This is a genomic window from Streptomyces mangrovi (assembly GCF_900114215.1).
Taxonomy (GTDB): domain Bacteria; phylum Actinomycetota; class Actinomycetes; order Streptomycetales; family Streptomycetaceae; genus Streptomyces; species Streptomyces barkulensis.
The window spans coordinates 125,694-139,992 of record NZ_FOSG01000010.1 but is presented as its reverse complement, the minus strand read 5'-3'; the positions used below and the strand labels follow the sequence as shown (position 1 = coordinate 139,992).

Here is a 14,299-nt window from a genome sequence, read left to right as displayed (position 1 = left end):
TACCGGGCCCCGCGCGCACGCGGCCGGAGCGGCGGCTTTGCTCAGCCCCGCTCCGCCGCGAGCATCAGGAACACGGCCCACTCGTCTCGGCCGACCCGGAGTATGGGCCCGTCGCCCACGGCCTTGGAGTCCCGCACGTACACGGCCTCCGGCCCGGCGGCCACCTCCACGCAGTCCCCGCCGCCCGATCCGCTGTAGCTGCTCTTGAACCAGTGCGGCTCGCCCACGTTCCTGGTCACCTGCTCCATGCTCATGTCTCTCCCAGCAGCCGTCCGATGAGCCGCGCAGACTCCATGACGTTCAGGGCCTGCGATCGCAGCTTGCCATACCGCGGTCCGAAGGCGCTGACCTCTGCGGGATCACGTACGACGCACCCGACTTCCTGGGATTCGACGTAGCCGATGTGCCGGTGCTCCTTCGTCTCCAGAACCACGAACGGACCGTTCAGCCCGGTGTGGAACCCCGGCCCGGCAGGCATGAGCTGGAGCAGCCTGCCATACGCCGACCACACCCCCGGCGGGTCGCCGCTGTCCTCCTTCACCCGTACCGCGTGACCGTTCCGCGTGTCCCGCACCGCCCTCACGCCCCTTCGTCCCCGAGTCCGTCCCGCTGGTCCGAGCCCCCGGCGGCTTCCGCCGTCCGTCACCGCCGGGGCCATGTCCAACGCGGCCCGCGCGGGCCGGGGCACGGCCCGGGACCCGTACAACGCCCGTACAAGGTCCGGTTGTACGGGTCGGCGCAGGCCCGGCCACCGGCGGCCCGTGCGGTCAGCGGACCCGCTCGACCGTCCGGTCGTCGGTGTGGGCGAGGTAGTCGTCCGGGTCGAGGCCCATGGCCTTACGCCGGGGCGAGGCCCAGTACACGGCGTTGCGTTCCTCGAACGTCTCGGGACCGTCGTAGGAGATCAGCCAGACGAACCGGTTGCGTTCCCGGTCCACCCAGGCCCCGTCGATCGTGAAGCCCAGTGCCAGGCGCAGCGGGACGATCTCCTCGCGCCACCGTTCCACCCACTCGTCCAGCATTCCGTCCCGGACGGTGTACGTACGCAGTTGTGTGGTCTTCGCCAAGGCGGGCGCCTCCTCCGGTCGAGGGCCGCGGCCCGCGCATGGTCAGGGGCGGCCCGGTTTCGCGGACTCGCGTCATCGTCCGCCGCCCGCCGCCTTCCGCTTCGCGGGACCGGGAGGAAGGGGGCGGGGCACATACGTCCAGGCCATCACCCCTTCGGGGGTGCTGGGAAGTAACCGCACAGCGTGGGGCCGTCCGTTCCGCCGACACCGGTGGCACGGACCCGTCTTGGCCGGAAAACGCCTGCGTCGCCCGATCGGGCCCGGGGAAAGGATCGGCTCGTCACTCAAAGCGACAAGGGGGTTGCGTGCGGTTCACGCTGAGGCGGAAACAGCCGCTCGAAGAGGAGTCCGGCGCCTGCGACAGGGGGTTCGGCGATCTCGACGAGGGGATCGGCCGGATCAGTCGCGAGATCGCGGAGATCCGCACCACGCTCGCCGAGGCGGCGGAAAAGCCGCCGTCGCAGGCGATGAGCGGAGAGTTCCACAGACTCCGGAGGGCCGTCTCCGACGGAACCCGGATCCTCCAGGAGGAGAACCAGACGCAGCTACGGCGGCAGGAGGAGATCCTCGGCCGTCTGGGCGAACTGCGCCTGGAGATCACCGGCGGCCGTACCGGGGCACATCCGCCGCCCGTGCTGGGCTCCCCCGGCGCCGATGAGCCCGGCGAGGCGGGGGACGGAACGGCGGAGACGGCCGGGGCCCAGCCGCCGGCGGGGCTGTTGGCCCCATCGGACGAAGCCCCCGGGACACAGGACAGCCGACGGCAGGAGGAGCGCATGGAGCGGGAGCGGGACGGCGTACCGGAGCCCCCGGACGGGGCGGCTCCCTCCGGGGAGGCCGGGGAGACGCCGGGAGAGCGCGTGAGGACGGTGAAGAAGGCCGCCGAGCAGACCCTCCGGAACCGCTCCGAGGACTCCCGCGGCCGTACTGATCGCACAGCCGCGCCCCCGGCGGCGGACGGCCGGCGGCTCCACGGCGTCCACGCGGACGGCGAAGACGGACAGCGGCCGGGGCGGCGGGACGACGACCGGGGGACGCCGCCCGACCCGCTGGCCGAGCACGCGGAACTGCTGCTGAACGCCGCCGGGGTGTCGCGCGCCGAACTGGTCTGCCACCGCGACACCTGGGAGTTCCTGCTCGTACAGGCCGCGCGGCACCCGCGCTTCCGCGTCCCCGGAACGGTCGAGGAGGACGCCGAACACGGCCTGGTGTGGACGCACCTGTCCGGGCCGTCCCTCATCGCCGCCCTGATCAGCCTCTGGAAGACCCGCGAGAAGGCGAGCGAGGAGGTGGACGCGGACTGGGCGATGGCCGCCGTACTCTACGACCGCATCCGCGACCGGCTGACCGAGGCCGGGCCCGGCGACGGCCGCCGTACCGTCCGCATCGTCCTGGACGACGGGGACGGGCCGGAGGGGACGGCGGCGGCCGCCGAGCCCTCCGTGGAGGAGGCGGAGGCCGCCTGACCCCGCCCGCTCGTACCGCTGCGGCCCGGACGGCGTCCGGGCCGCAGCAGCGGTGCGGGACCGGGCTCAGCGCCCGGCCGCGAGCGCGACGAACGCGGCCCACCCGTCGCGGCCGACCCGCAGCACGGGCCCGCCGGCCGTCTTGGAGTCCCGCACGTACACGGCCTCCGGCCCGGCGGCCACCTCCACGCAGTCCCCGCCGCTCGTTCCGCTGTGGCTGCTCCTGGTCGCGGTGTACGCCCGGCGCTGGGGGTGCGAGGTTGCGGGACGCGTTCACCAAGACCGTCTGGGCGGAGGTGCCGCTGCGGGCGCCGGGCGCCACCCGCCCGACGGAGGCCCGGCCGGGCACGCGAGGCGCGGCAGGGCGCCGGCCGCCCCGCCCCTGACGGTCCTGTGAGACAACCGTCACACTGAGTACCGTCGAACAGAACACCCCGCAAAGCCGCCGACCGCCACGAACACGCCGACCGGCAGAACCGCTTGACAAAGCCGACGCGAGCCATAGGTTTCCGGCATCGGAACGTGAATTCCCCCGAAGTCGGAAACCCCTGCCGAATTCATCCGGTCGCGGCCGGTACGAACATCTCGGACATCGACTTCAGGCCTGTGACCTGCGACTTCACGACGCGCGGCACTCATCGGGGCGCCCATTCGAAGGAAGTGAGCAGTGGCCGCTTTGTCAACTGCCTTAAAAAGTAAACGAGTTGACAGCGTGATGAACGTAAGTGATCTTTAGAGCCACTCCAAGCCCGGCAAGGCCCGGAGGGGCAGGGAGGCGTGCCCGCCTCCAGACCGCATCATCCGTAACCTGGCTAGGAGCAACAGATATGCGTTCCGCTACCACCATACGCCGTGCCGCACTGGTCGCCGCGGCCATGGCGTCCATAGGCCTGATCAACGCACCCTCGGCCTCCGCGAACTGGTCCAGCTACATCAGCAGCTGGACCGACGGCGAGGAGTCCCGGCGCTGGGAGGACCAGGGCACCTACTCGCAGGTACAGTTCCGGGACTGCTTCGCCCAGAACGCGGGCAGCTCCAACCAGAAGGTCACCCTGACGGAGCGGGTGGACATCAGCTTCTCCCCGGACAAGGTCCTGGACTCCAAGACGTTCTCCAACTGCTTCAAGGGCAGCAGCTACTGGAGCAACGGCGAGTGGACGGACGTCCCGTCCGGCACGAACACGCTGTACTTCAGGGCCGACAAGATCGGTCAGGGCGGCTCGTGCTGCCTGCTGTTCGTCTCCGAGGTGTACGTGGACACCTCGAAGGCCGACTGACCGAAGGCCGGACACCTCGGCGGAGTAGGCGCGTGGGTGGTGCTCACGCGCCGGCTCCTTCACTCCCCACTCTCTGGAGAACGAGTGCGACTGCGCACCCTTGTCAGGACGTCGAGCGCGTTGCCGGCCCTGCCGCTGGCCCTCGCTCTCGTGGTCCTGTACTACACCTCCGGGACCAGTGAGCAGATCGCCTTCTGGCCCTACCCGTACGCGCCGACGCTGGTGCAGCAGCCGATCGAGTTGATGTACGCGGTCAGCTACGCGGTGGTCTCGGCCGCCGCCGCGTGGCAGGGCGCCCGGCTGAAGGAGGCCGGTGTGTGGCAGATGGCCGCCTCCCGGCCCACATGGCAGATCATCACACTCGCGCTGGCCCCCATAGTCGCCCTGGGCTGGCTGATGCTCATCACCCCTGTGGTGATGGCGTTCGTCCAGACCCCCACCTGGCCCACCTGGGACAGTCTTCCCCCGCTGCTGCTGGGCATGGCGCTGTGCTGCGCGCACGCCCTGATCGGGTTCAGCATCGGCCGCTGGGTCAAGCCCCTCATCGCCGCGCCGGCGCTGATGTGCCTGGTGTTCGTCGTCGTGGCGTTCCCCCACTCGATGAATCCCCCGTGGCTGCGGCACATGATGGGCGAGTACTCCGCCCAGCTCGGCTTCGGCGAGACCGCGACCTTCGCGTCCATGGCCGCCCAGTTCCTGCCCACGGCGGGCGTGGCGGCGGCGGTGGGACTGGTCTGGATCCGCCGCGGGCACCTGGCGGTGCGCGCCGGGATCGGCGCGGCGCTGGTGGTGGCCTCCACGGCCGGGGCCTACAACATCGTCGAGGACTGGAACTTCAATCCGTCCCTCAACGCGGGCCGGGTCGCGGTGGTGTGCTCCGGCAGGGCTCCGGAAGTCTGCATGCCCGAACAGGCCCGCGGCGACATCGCGGCCGTGTCCGCCGAGGTGAGGGACACCTACACGAAGCTGAAGGCCTACGGCGTGGTGGAGGACGTTCCGCGGACGGTGCGGGACTCCATCGTCTACGGCCGGTTCGAACCGGATCCCTCGCCCACGACCGCCTACATCCCGCTGTCACTCGCGTGGAAGAGCCACGCCGTGGCGGCGACCATCGTCGACGGGACGCCCAAGTTCGGGTGTGACGCGAAGCCGGAGGCGTCCATCGCCGTGAACATGTGGCTGGGGAGGAAGCTGGGGCACACCATCGGCTTCGAGAGCGTCGCACGCGGCAACCCCTTCTACACCCGCGCCCAGCACGACGAGATCACTCGGACCGTGGACGAGGTCTCGCGCAAGCCGGTCGCGCAGCAGAGGGCCTGGTACGGGCAGATGCTCGAGGACGGCTGCGAGGAGGCTCCGTGATCTGGTGGCTGAAGGCCCGCCGCGTGCATCCCGTGCTCACCCTGGCCATCGGCGCGTTCGTCCTGCTGACGTTCGTCTTCCGGGACAACGCCGTCGTTCTGCCGTCGTTCTCCGTCAGCGCGGGCAACAACGTCGTGCTGTCCTTCTTCACCCCCCTGATCGTCGTCGGTGCGATCGGCCAGTGCCTGGACGCGCGGCTGCCCTCGGCCGAGCTGACCGGCCTGCGCCCCGTCGGGTGGATGGACACCGGTCTGACCCTGGCCGCCGTGAGCGCCGTCCTGGTGGGCTCGGGGGCGGCGTGGTTGTCGCTGGATTCGGGAGCGGCGTTGCAGGCCGGCCGCAACACGCTCTTCCTCACGGGGCTGATGCTGCTCGGCCGGGGCTTCGTCGGCCGCGCGGCGATCGTGCTGCCGCTGGTGTGGGTGTTCGCCGTGGTGTTCTTCGGCCGTAAGACCGGTGCCGCCTACCACGCCTGGGCCGTCACCGGGCTGGAGGCGTCCCACCGGTACGCCGCGACCCTGGCCGCCGCGACCCTCGTCGTCGGGGTCTCCGTGAACCAATACACCTCAAGGACAGCGCTGTGAGTATCACCTTCCAGGACTGCACGTACCGTTACGGCCGCAAGCTGCGCCCCGTACTGGACGACTTCTCCTACCGGGTGCCCGGAGGGCTGACGATCCTCCTCGGCCCCAACGGAGCGGGAAAGTCAACCCTCCTGAAACTGGCGGCCTCGGTCAGCCGGCCCCAGGCGGGCCGGATCGATTTCGACGGGATCGGCTCGCGCTCGCGCGCATACCGCCGGCACGTCTCCTGGATGCCCCAGAACGTGGCCGCCATGGCCGGTCTGACCGCCCGGGAGCAGGTCGCCTACAGCGGCTGGCTGAAGGGCATGAACCGCGCCGACGCCTGGCAGCGCGCGCTGGATTCCCTCGCCCTGGTCGATCTGCGCGAGCACGCCGACGACAAGGCGTCCACCCTCTCGGGCGGCCAGCTGCGGCGCATGGGGGTGGCGTCGGCGCTGGTTCACGAATGCCGCGTCCTGCTGCTGGACGAGCCGACCGCGGGCATGGACCCCCGCCAGCGGCGCGTGTTCCGCGACCTCCTGCGCAGCCTTTCGGGGGACGTCGGCATCCTGATGTCCACGCACGACGTCGCCGACCTCGCCGAGGAGGCCGACCACGTGACCGTGCTGTACGGCGGCAAGGTCCTCCAGACCGGTTCGACCGAGGCGTTCCTCGCCCACGCTCCCGGCGGAACGGCCCAGGGGCGCGCCGCCGAGGCGGCGTACACGGCGCTGCTCACGGAGTACGAGGCGGGTTGACGCCCGCCGCCCGCCGGGAGGGCTCGGCGGCGCGGCCGGGGTGCGGTGCCGCCACGTGCCGGACTCGGCGCGCAGGGCCTACCGCGCGGCCGTCTTGGTGAGTTCCAGGGTCGGCGGCCCGTCCGGATCGGTGTTGAAGTACACCTTCTCCGGGCCGCTCGTGTAGAGCTGGACGCCGCCGGTCCTGCCGAGTCCGCCGTCCTCGACCGACAGGTAGACGAAGTCGTTGGAGGCCTGGTCGTCGAGGAAGTCCCACTCGCCGCTGAAGTCGACGGGGTCAGAGACCCCGTCCATCGACACATCGGTGGCGGAGAACGTCCCGTCGGAACCGAGCACGATCTCGGCGCCGGTCGCCTCGTCGCGGTACACGCCGGGCAGTTCGTCGGCGTCGACCGAGGCCGTGCACCCCGAGGCGAGTACCGCGGAGACCGCCAAGGCGGCGGCGAGCCACCGCCCACCCGCTCTTTCCCTCATCACGGGCTCAGCGTAGCGCCGGGTTCGACGGCCTGAATCTCAGGTGCGTCGGCCCGGGAGCCGCGGACGGTCCCCAGGGGGAGGGGGGCGGCCCTGGATCTCCGGCACGGGGGCCGCTTCAGTGCCGGGCGCACCGGCGCTGTCGTATTCCGGTCGATCAACTGCTTTGCGTAAGTACAGTATTGGCCGACCGGCCGGGGTGGGCGTCGAACGGGGGTACGGGGTGGAGCTCGTCGGGGAGATAGCCGCGGTGCGCGCGGGGCGGGGGAATCCCCGCGCGATGGTGGGCGAGTTCCGCCGTACCGCCGTTCTGGTGCCGCTGATGGACGGCCTGCTGCTGACGGCCGTGCACGGCGGGATCCGCTGGATCCACGCGTTCACCGACGAGGCGGCGCTGGCCCGCTTCGCACGGCTCAAGGGCGCCGCGCCCGGTGAGGAGTGGGAGTACGCGGCGCTGCTGGGGGCCCGGCTGCTGGATGTGGTCGTCCCCTCCATGGACGGCCCGGCCGGGGTGGCGGTGAACGCCGCCGACGAGGACGGCTCGATGCTGTTCCCGCCGGTGCGGGGCATCGTGCCGGACGCGGCGGCGGTGGACGCGGATATGGAGATCGGCGGCACGGAGCGGGACGGGGGCGCGCGGTGAGCGGCGACGGGGACCTGAAGTTCTCCAAGGAGGCTCTGGACCTCATCACCAAGGGCCTCAACGGGGCGATCGACGAGCTGAAGGAAGTGGGGAGTTCGGCCACCGGCTCCCTGCAGGGCGCGGGCTTCGACGGGATGGCGATGACCGCGATGGAGGCCGGTCACTCGGGCCTGGCCAAGGACTTCGAGGGCTTCTGCGAGGACTGGGCCTGGGGCGTGCGCACCCTGATCATGGACGCCAACGGGCTGGCGGCCCGGCTGGGGCTGGCAGCGGGGCTGGTCCACGAGGAGGACCAGTACTGGCAGGGCACCTTCAAGGTCGCGGCCAACTCCCTCGCCGGCAACCCCCACCTGTCCGAGGACGAGGTCACCCGGCGGGAGTGGGGCGAGCTGGTCTCCCTGGACAACTACAAGCCCGACTACAGCATCGAGTCGTTCCAGCAGGCCGGCCATGAGATGGCGCAGACCTGGAAGGACACCGGCCGCACCGTGCTGACCGAAGGCCAGGGCGGGGAGCGGACGGAGTTCCTCAACGACGCCCTGGGCATCGACGACCAGGCTTTCGACCGGGCGGTGGACGACGCCTTCGGTCCCTCGCCGCAGGAGCGGGCACAGCGGCAGGGCGGCGGGGGCGAGGGCTGATGGGCTGGCGTGACTTCGTTCCCGACGTCATCGAGGACAAGGCCGAGCAGGGTGTCGAGCTGATCGGCGAGGGTGTCGAGAAGCTGGGGGACGTCGGTGCCGACCTGCTGGAGGAAGCCGGCTGGGAGTCCGGCGCGGACTGGGTGCGGGACAAGTCCCGCTCCGCGGCCAACGCAATGGGTGCCGACGTCGACGAACTCCAGCTCGGACAGACGGAGGATCCCAAGAAGCTGATCTACGGCAGCGCCTCGAAGCTGCGCTCGACCGCGGGTCATCTGAAGGACTTCGCCAAGGCCTTCGACCGCGTCGGCCGCGGCATCAAGGGCCTGGACTCCGGCGACCTCCGGGGCGAGGCGGCCGACGCCTTCCGCACCAAGGCGGCCCAGGAACCCCCGAAGTGGTTCAAGGCGGCGGAGGCCTGCGAGAAGGCCGCCGGCGCGCTGGAGGACTTCGCGGGCACGGTGGAGTGGGCCCAGGGCCGGGCGAAGGAGGCGATCTCCAAGTACAAGGCGGCCGTCAAGGCCTCCGAGGACGCGCGGGAGGCCCACAACGCCAAGGTCGACGCCTACAACAAGGACGTCAAGGCGTACAACGCCAAGGTGGAGGCGGGCGACGACCCCGGCACGCCGCCGGTGTGCCCGGCCGCCTTCAAGGACCCGGGCCCGGCCAGGGCCGAGGCGGCCGAGGAGATACTGTCCGAGGCCCGCAAGCAGCGCGACACCGCCGCGGAGAAGGCCCGCTCGGCTGTGCGGGCCGCCCGGGAGAAGGCGCCGGCCGAACCGTCCTACGGCGATCAGGTCAAGCTCGGCGTGGTCGGGGTCGGGATGGACGCCTCCCACTTCTACGGCGGGGTCATCAAGGGCACCACCGGCCTGGTCTCCTTCGTCCGCAGTATCAACCCCACCGACCCGTACAACATGGCCAACCCGGCCGAGTACGCCACCAACCTCAACAGCACCCTCTCCGGGCTGGTCCTGGCCGCCAACGACCCGTGGGGCGTCGGCCGGCAGATGGTCACCGACTTCATGAAGGACCCGGCCGAGGGGCTGGGGCGGCTGGCGCCCGACGCGGCGCTGACCATCGCGACCGGCGGCGCCGGGGCGGGCGTCAAGGGCGTGCGGATCGCGGCGGAGGCCGCGGACACGGCCGCCGACGCGGGCAAGGCCCGCCGCGCCCTGGACAGGGACGGCCCGGAGCAGCACGGCAGCAGGCCGGAGGAGCGCGACTCCGGCGGCACGGACCCGGTGGACCTGGCCACCGGGAAGATGTTCCTGCCGCAGACGGACGTCTCCCTGCCCGGTGCGATGCCGCTGGTCTTCCGGCGGTACGTGGAGTCCGGGTACACCGCCGGGCGGTGGTTCGGGCCGTCGTGGGCCTCCACCGTCGACCAGCGGCTGGAGGTGGACGCCGAGGGCGTGGTGTTCGTCGCCGAGGACGGGCGGCTGCTGGCGTACCCGCATCCGGCCCCCGGCGTGCCCACGCTGCCGTCGGCCGGTTCGGCGCGGATGCCGCTGGAGCGCGCCCCGGACGGCGGCTACACCCTGACCGAGCCGGACACCGGACGGGTGCGGCACTTCGCCCCGCCTGCCGGGAGCGAGGGCGAAGGCGGCGGGGCGAACGGTGTGGGACGGCTGGAGCAGATCACCGACCGGGCCGGGCACCGGATCCTCTTCGCCTACGACGAGGCCACCGGCGCACCGCTGCGGATCGAGCACAGCGGCGGCCACACCCTGCACCTGACCGTCGAGGACGGCCGCGTCACCGCCCTGTCACTGGGCGACCAGGCGGTCAGGCGCTACGGCTACACCGACGGCCACCTCACCGAGGTGGCCGACTCCTCGGGGCGGCCGCTGCGCTTCGAGTACGACGACGAGGCCCGGGTGATCGCCTGGGTCGACTCCAACGACCGGCGCTACGACTACGTCTACGACAACCTGCACCGGTGCGTCGCCGAGGGCGGCACCGAGGGCCACATGCAGGTCCGCATCGCCTACGACGGGACCGACCCGGACACCGGCCACAAGGTCACCACCCTGACCACCGCCGCCGGGCACGCCACCCGCCATGTGATCGACGACCGCTGCCGCACGGTCGCCACCACCGACCCGAACGGCCACACCACCCGCTACACCTACGGCGACCACCGGCAGCCGCTGACCGTCACCGACCCCCTGGGTCGCACCACCGCCTTCGCCTACGACGAGCTGGGCCGCCTCACCGGTCTGACCCGCCCGGACGGGCGGCAGGTCGCCGTCACCCGCGACGGGCTCGGCCTGCCGGTCGAGGTCCGCGAGGCGGACGGGGCGGTGTGGCGGCACGCCTACGACGAGCGCGGCCTGCGCACCGCCACCACCGACCCGGCCGGTCACACCACCCGCTACGCCTACGACGGGCGCGGCCATCTGGCCTCGGTCACCGACGCCCTGGGCCAGGTCACGTCCGTGCGCTGCGACGCGGCCGGGCTGCCGGTCGAGATCACCGATCCTCCCCCTGCCTCCGGCGGGGGGACCCCCATGGGCGCCGTCACCCGCTACACCCGCGACGCCTTCGGCCGTCCCACCGCCATCACCGATCCCCTGGGAGCCGTCACCCGCCTGGAGTGGACGGTCGAGGGCAGACTCGCCCGCCGCACCGGCCCGGACGGGGCCGAGGAGCGGTGGGAGTACGACGGTGAGGGCAACTGCGTCCGCCACACCGACGCCGCCGGCGGGGTGACCACCTACGAGTACACCCACTTCGACCTGCTGGCCGCCCGCACCGGCCCGGACGGGGTGCGCCACACCTTCGAGCACGACACCGAGCTGCGGCTGACCCGCGTCACCAACCCCCAGGGGCTGAGCTGGTCGTACGAGTACGACCCGGCCGGGCGCCTGATGTCCGAGACCGACTTCGACGACCGCACCCTGTCCTACTCCTACGACGCGGCCGGCCAACTGGCCGCCCGCACCACCCCGCTGGGCGAGACCATCTCCTTCGCCCACGACGAGCTGGGCCGCCTGGTCCGCAAGGAGGCCGGGGGCAGGGTCACCACCTTCGCCTACGACGCGGCCGGACGACCGGTGGAGGCCGTCGGGCCCGACGCGGAGGTGCGCTGGCACCGCGACCGGCTGGGGCGGGTGAAGACCGAGCTGGTGAACGGCCGGGCCCTGTCCTTCTCCTACGACGCGCTGGGCCGCCGCACCCGCCGCACCACCCCCACCGGGGCGGTGTCCTCCCTGGCCTACGACGCGGCCGGCAACCGCACCGCCCTGACCACCTCCGGTCGCACGCTGGACTTCACCCACGACGCCGCCGGGCGCGAGACCGCCCGCCGCATCGGCGAGCACCTCACCCTGGCCCAGTGGTGGGACCCGGCCGGACGCCTGACCGGCCAGGCCCTCACCGCCGGCCCGGAGAACGCGGCCACCGTCCAGCAGCGCACGTACCACTACCGGCCGGACGGCCACCTCACCGCCGTCGACGACCTCCTGTCCGGCCACCGCGCCTTCGACCTCGACCCGGCCGGACGCGTCACCGCCGTCACCGCGGCCGACTGGAGCGAGACCTACGCCTACGACGCGGCCGGCAACCAGACCTCCGCCTCCTGGCCCGCCGGGCACGCCGCCGCCGACGCCACCGGCGAGCGCGCCTACACCGGCACCCGCATCACCCGCGCCGGGCGCTTCCGCTACGAGTACGACGCAGCCGGCCGCACCGTCCTGCGGCAGCGCGTCCGGCTGTCGAAGAAGCCCGACACCTGGCGCTACGAGTGGGACGCCGAGGACCGCCTCACCGCCGTCACCACCCCGGACGGCACCGTCTGGCGCTACCTGTACGACCCGCTGGGCCGCCGCATCGCCAAGCAGCGCCTGGCGGCGGACGGCTCGACCGTCACCGAGCGGGTGGACTTCACCTGGGACGGCCCGGTCCTCGTCGAGCAGACCACCACCTCGCCCGATCTGCCCCACCCGGTCGCCCTCACCTGGGACCACGACGGCCTCACTCCCCTGGCCCAGACCGAGCGCCTCCTCGACCCCGCCGACCAGAACGAGATCGACCGCCGGTTCTTCGCCATCGTCACCGACCTGGTCGGCACCCCCACCGAACTCGTCGACGAGACCGGCACCATCGCCTGGCACACCCGCACCACCCTGTGGGGCACCACCACCTGGAACCGCGACGCCACCACCTACACGCCGCTGCGGTTCCCCGGCCAGTACCACGACCCCGAGACCGGCCTGCACTACAACTACTTCCGCTACTACGACCCGGCCACCGGCCGCTACACCACCCCCGACCCCCTCGGCCTGGCCCCCGCCCCCAACCCCGCCACCTACGTCCACAACCCCCACACCTGGTGTGACCCCCTCGGCCTCGCGCCGGACTACCCTCGGCGGTCACTGGAGGGAGCCAAAGCTCAGGCGCTACGGGACGCCGGCATTCCGGAGGGGGCAGAGCCGATCGAAGTGAATGACTGGGTGCCGGCTACCGGTCCTGACTGGCAAGGAGGGAAGCAGCTACTGGACGACAACCACCAACCGATCTTCTACCGTGAGGAGTACTACGAGACGCCTTCCGGTGACCTGATCGTGTACCAGGACCACTGGTTCGGTCACCAGAGGCCGGGTGAGCCCGGCTATCAGCCGCCCCACGTGCATGTAAGGCCGTTCGACGACCCGCGAAACGGCCAACTCCCCGGCTGCGAGGAACATTACTACTATGATCCGAAAACTGAGTGAGTTCATCAGGAATTCGAATGCACTGACTGACGTCCACCCCGGAGGCTTCCCCCCGGATCCCGTGATCGTCCGTTCGATCAACCTCAACCGGCGAGGCCCTACAGCCGTAATCCGCCTGGACATGGCGAAGCTGCCCACTTCTCCGAATCCGGATTGGGTCAAGGTCGAATGTGATCGAGTTCAGTGTCATGTCGCTTTCCTGGATGTAAGAGAATTCCGCTTGGGGCACTGGCTCGGATCAGGGGAGGCAGAGGCTGCGGTGGCCCCCATGGAGCCGCGGCGACTGGAAATTCACCTGGAAGGGCCGACGATGCGATGCAGCTTCACGGCTAGCGACTCCGTTACGGTAAGACACGTGAGCGCCTACCGTTCATCCGAGGGGCAGGACAGGCAATTCTTTGCCAGCCCACTGGATCGCAGAAGGTTCACCGACAAACTACCGTGGATCGACGAGAGGACCTTCTATGGATGACACGGAATGGCGAAGAATCTTCAGGAATTCAGGTGCACCCGAAGAGATTCTTGAAAACCCTCCTGGGCTGAACGGAAAAGCCCTGTCTTACGTTCATGTAGATGACCGCGGCGAGGGGGCTGCCGTGGCAATGGGATTCGACTTCAGAGTGCCAACTGAAACGACTCCAAGAGAATGGAGAGAGAAGCATTTCAACGCATTCGAAGTCTCACTCGAATTCATCCGCGTGCGGGACATTAAGATCGACGGGTGGGCGAGGAGCCTGGACTGCCTCATCACGTTGTCACGCAGTCCGGAAGGGGATTTCGACGTGAAGGCCATCGGAGACGAGGAAAAAATCTCGTTCACCGCTGAGCGAGTCCGAGTCTCCCGCCTTCGGGCATACCGGGCGTCAGCGCCCTCGCCGTGAACCGCGTGGTACCCGGTCGGTCGGAACACCGTCACTCCCCATGCATGCGGCTGCGACCTACCGACCAGATTCGGTGATGTGGAGTTCTGGACATCACTTTGAACAAGATCGGCACCGTGGTGACGGGCGCCCCCGTTGTCTTTTGCTCCGCGTCTGGCCCTGGACATACCTCAGGTGATCGTCGGTGGGTTCGTGAGCAGGGCGGAGTTCGAGCAGCAGGTACGGACCACCTTCGGCAGCTTGCGGTGGTTGTGGTCGGAGGAGGACGACCTCCGGTTCGACAAGGGGAGTCATGAGCTGGTGGGCGTCGGGCTCCATGCCGAACGAGGCCCCTCCCGCGGAAGCCGGCATCCACATCCCCGACGGGCTTCCGACCCTCCGGGGCGGACTCCGTGCGAAAGAGGTACGCGATTTCGGCATGCCACAGACGACCGTGCGGCACCCAAGCG

Annotated in this window: 14 protein-coding genes and 1 pseudogene; 10 read left to right on the top strand and 5 right to left on the bottom strand. The window is 70.7% G+C overall.

Annotated elements, in window-relative coordinates:
- Nucleotides 1-41: 41 nt before the first annotated feature.
- The 3 genes from BM237_RS16120 to BM237_RS16110 all read right to left on the bottom strand — a co-directional run bounded on the left by BM237_RS16120 (nucleotide 42) and on the right by BM237_RS16110 (nucleotide 1,067).
- Nucleotides 42-254, bottom strand: a complete 213-nt coding sequence (locus BM237_RS16120) for a DUF397 domain-containing protein (RefSeq protein ID WP_093850359.1) — start codon at nucleotides 252-254, stop codon at nucleotides 42-44.
- The gene (locus tag BM237_RS16115; protein WP_175541031.1) at nucleotides 251-574 is read right to left on the bottom strand and encodes a Scr1 family TA system antitoxin-like transcriptional regulator; all 324 of its coding nucleotides are present in this window, start codon (nucleotides 572-574) and stop codon (nucleotides 251-253) included. Before BM237_RS16115 ends, BM237_RS16120 begins: the two co-directional genes overlap by 4 nt.
- A 193-nt stretch (nucleotides 575-767) precedes the next feature.
- Nucleotides 768-1,067, bottom strand: coding sequence for an NIPSNAP family protein (locus tag BM237_RS16110; protein WP_093850358.1), 300 nt, complete (start codon nucleotides 1,065-1,067; stop codon nucleotides 768-770).
- 305 nt (nucleotides 1,068-1,372) lie between these two features.
- On the opposite strand from BM237_RS16110, the gene BM237_RS30320 reads away from it, so the two are divergent.
- Nucleotides 1,373-2,533, top strand: coding sequence for a hypothetical protein (locus tag BM237_RS30320; protein ID WP_093850357.1), 1,161 nt, complete (start codon nucleotides 1,373-1,375; stop codon nucleotides 2,531-2,533).
- 66 nt (nucleotides 2,534-2,599) lie between these two features.
- Here BM237_RS30320 and BM237_RS16100 read toward each other — a convergent pair.
- Nucleotides 2,600-2,746, bottom strand: a pseudogene (locus tag BM237_RS16100) (DUF397 domain-containing protein); the annotation flags it as partial.
- Between the two features lie 614 nt (nucleotides 2,747-3,360).
- On the opposite strand from BM237_RS16100, the gene BM237_RS16095 reads away from it, so the two are divergent.
- From BM237_RS16095 to BM237_RS16080, 4 genes are all read left to right on the top strand, one after another.
- Nucleotides 3,361-3,810 carry a hypothetical protein gene (locus BM237_RS16095; protein ID WP_093850355.1) on the top strand — a complete coding sequence of 150 codons (450 nt, stop codon included), beginning with the start codon at nucleotides 3,361-3,363 and terminating at the stop codon, nucleotides 3,808-3,810.
- 84 nt (nucleotides 3,811-3,894) lie between these two features.
- Entirely contained in the window at nucleotides 3,895-5,172 is a 1,278-nt protein-coding gene (locus BM237_RS16090) for a hypothetical protein (protein ID WP_139238120.1), read from the top strand.
- Nucleotides 5,169-5,756, top strand: a complete 588-nt coding sequence (locus BM237_RS16085; protein ID WP_093850353.1) for a hypothetical protein — start codon at nucleotides 5,169-5,171, stop codon at nucleotides 5,754-5,756. Before BM237_RS16090 ends, BM237_RS16085 begins: the two co-directional genes overlap by 4 nt.
- On the top strand, nucleotides 5,753-6,493 hold the full coding sequence (locus BM237_RS16080) for an ABC transporter ATP-binding protein (protein ID WP_093850352.1): 741 nt from the start codon (nucleotides 5,753-5,755) through the stop codon (nucleotides 6,491-6,493). The genes BM237_RS16085 and BM237_RS16080 overlap by 4 nt, the downstream gene beginning before the upstream one ends.
- 78 nt (nucleotides 6,494-6,571) lie before the next feature.
- Here the strand turns inward: BM237_RS16080 and BM237_RS16075 are convergent, their stop codons facing one another.
- Complete coding sequence (locus BM237_RS16075; protein WP_245793671.1) at nucleotides 6,572-6,967, bottom strand: hypothetical protein; 396 nt, start codon at nucleotides 6,965-6,967, stop codon at nucleotides 6,572-6,574.
- A 223-nt stretch (nucleotides 6,968-7,190) separates the two neighbouring features.
- On the opposite strand from BM237_RS16075, the gene BM237_RS16070 reads away from it, so the two are divergent.
- From BM237_RS16070 to BM237_RS16050, 5 genes are read left to right on the top strand one after another with little or no spacing between them, the layout of a single operon-like run.
- On the top strand, nucleotides 7,191-7,610 hold the full coding sequence (locus BM237_RS16070; RefSeq protein ID WP_093850443.1) for a hypothetical protein: 420 nt from the start codon (nucleotides 7,191-7,193) through the stop codon (nucleotides 7,608-7,610).
- A complete protein-coding gene (locus BM237_RS16065) occupies nucleotides 7,607-8,251 on the top strand; it encodes a hypothetical protein (RefSeq protein ID WP_093850350.1) in 645 nt (214 codons plus the stop codon). The genes BM237_RS16070 and BM237_RS16065 overlap by 4 nt, the downstream gene beginning before the upstream one ends.
- Nucleotides 8,251-12,969, top strand: a complete 4,719-nt coding sequence (locus BM237_RS16060; protein ID WP_093850349.1) for a putative T7SS-secreted protein — start codon at nucleotides 8,251-8,253, stop codon at nucleotides 12,967-12,969. Before BM237_RS16065 ends, BM237_RS16060 begins: the two co-directional genes overlap by 1 nt.
- Entirely contained in the window at nucleotides 12,950-13,441 is a 492-nt protein-coding gene (locus BM237_RS30605; protein ID WP_093850348.1) for an Imm50 family immunity protein, read from the top strand. The genes BM237_RS16060 and BM237_RS30605 overlap by 20 nt, the downstream gene beginning before the upstream one ends.
- Nucleotides 13,434-13,850 (top strand): Imm50 family immunity protein, encoded by a 417-nt coding sequence (locus tag BM237_RS16050; RefSeq protein WP_093850347.1) that lies wholly within the window; start codon nucleotides 13,434-13,436, stop codon nucleotides 13,848-13,850. The genes BM237_RS30605 and BM237_RS16050 overlap by 8 nt, the downstream gene beginning before the upstream one ends.
- Nucleotides 13,851-14,299: the final 449 nt, after the last annotated feature.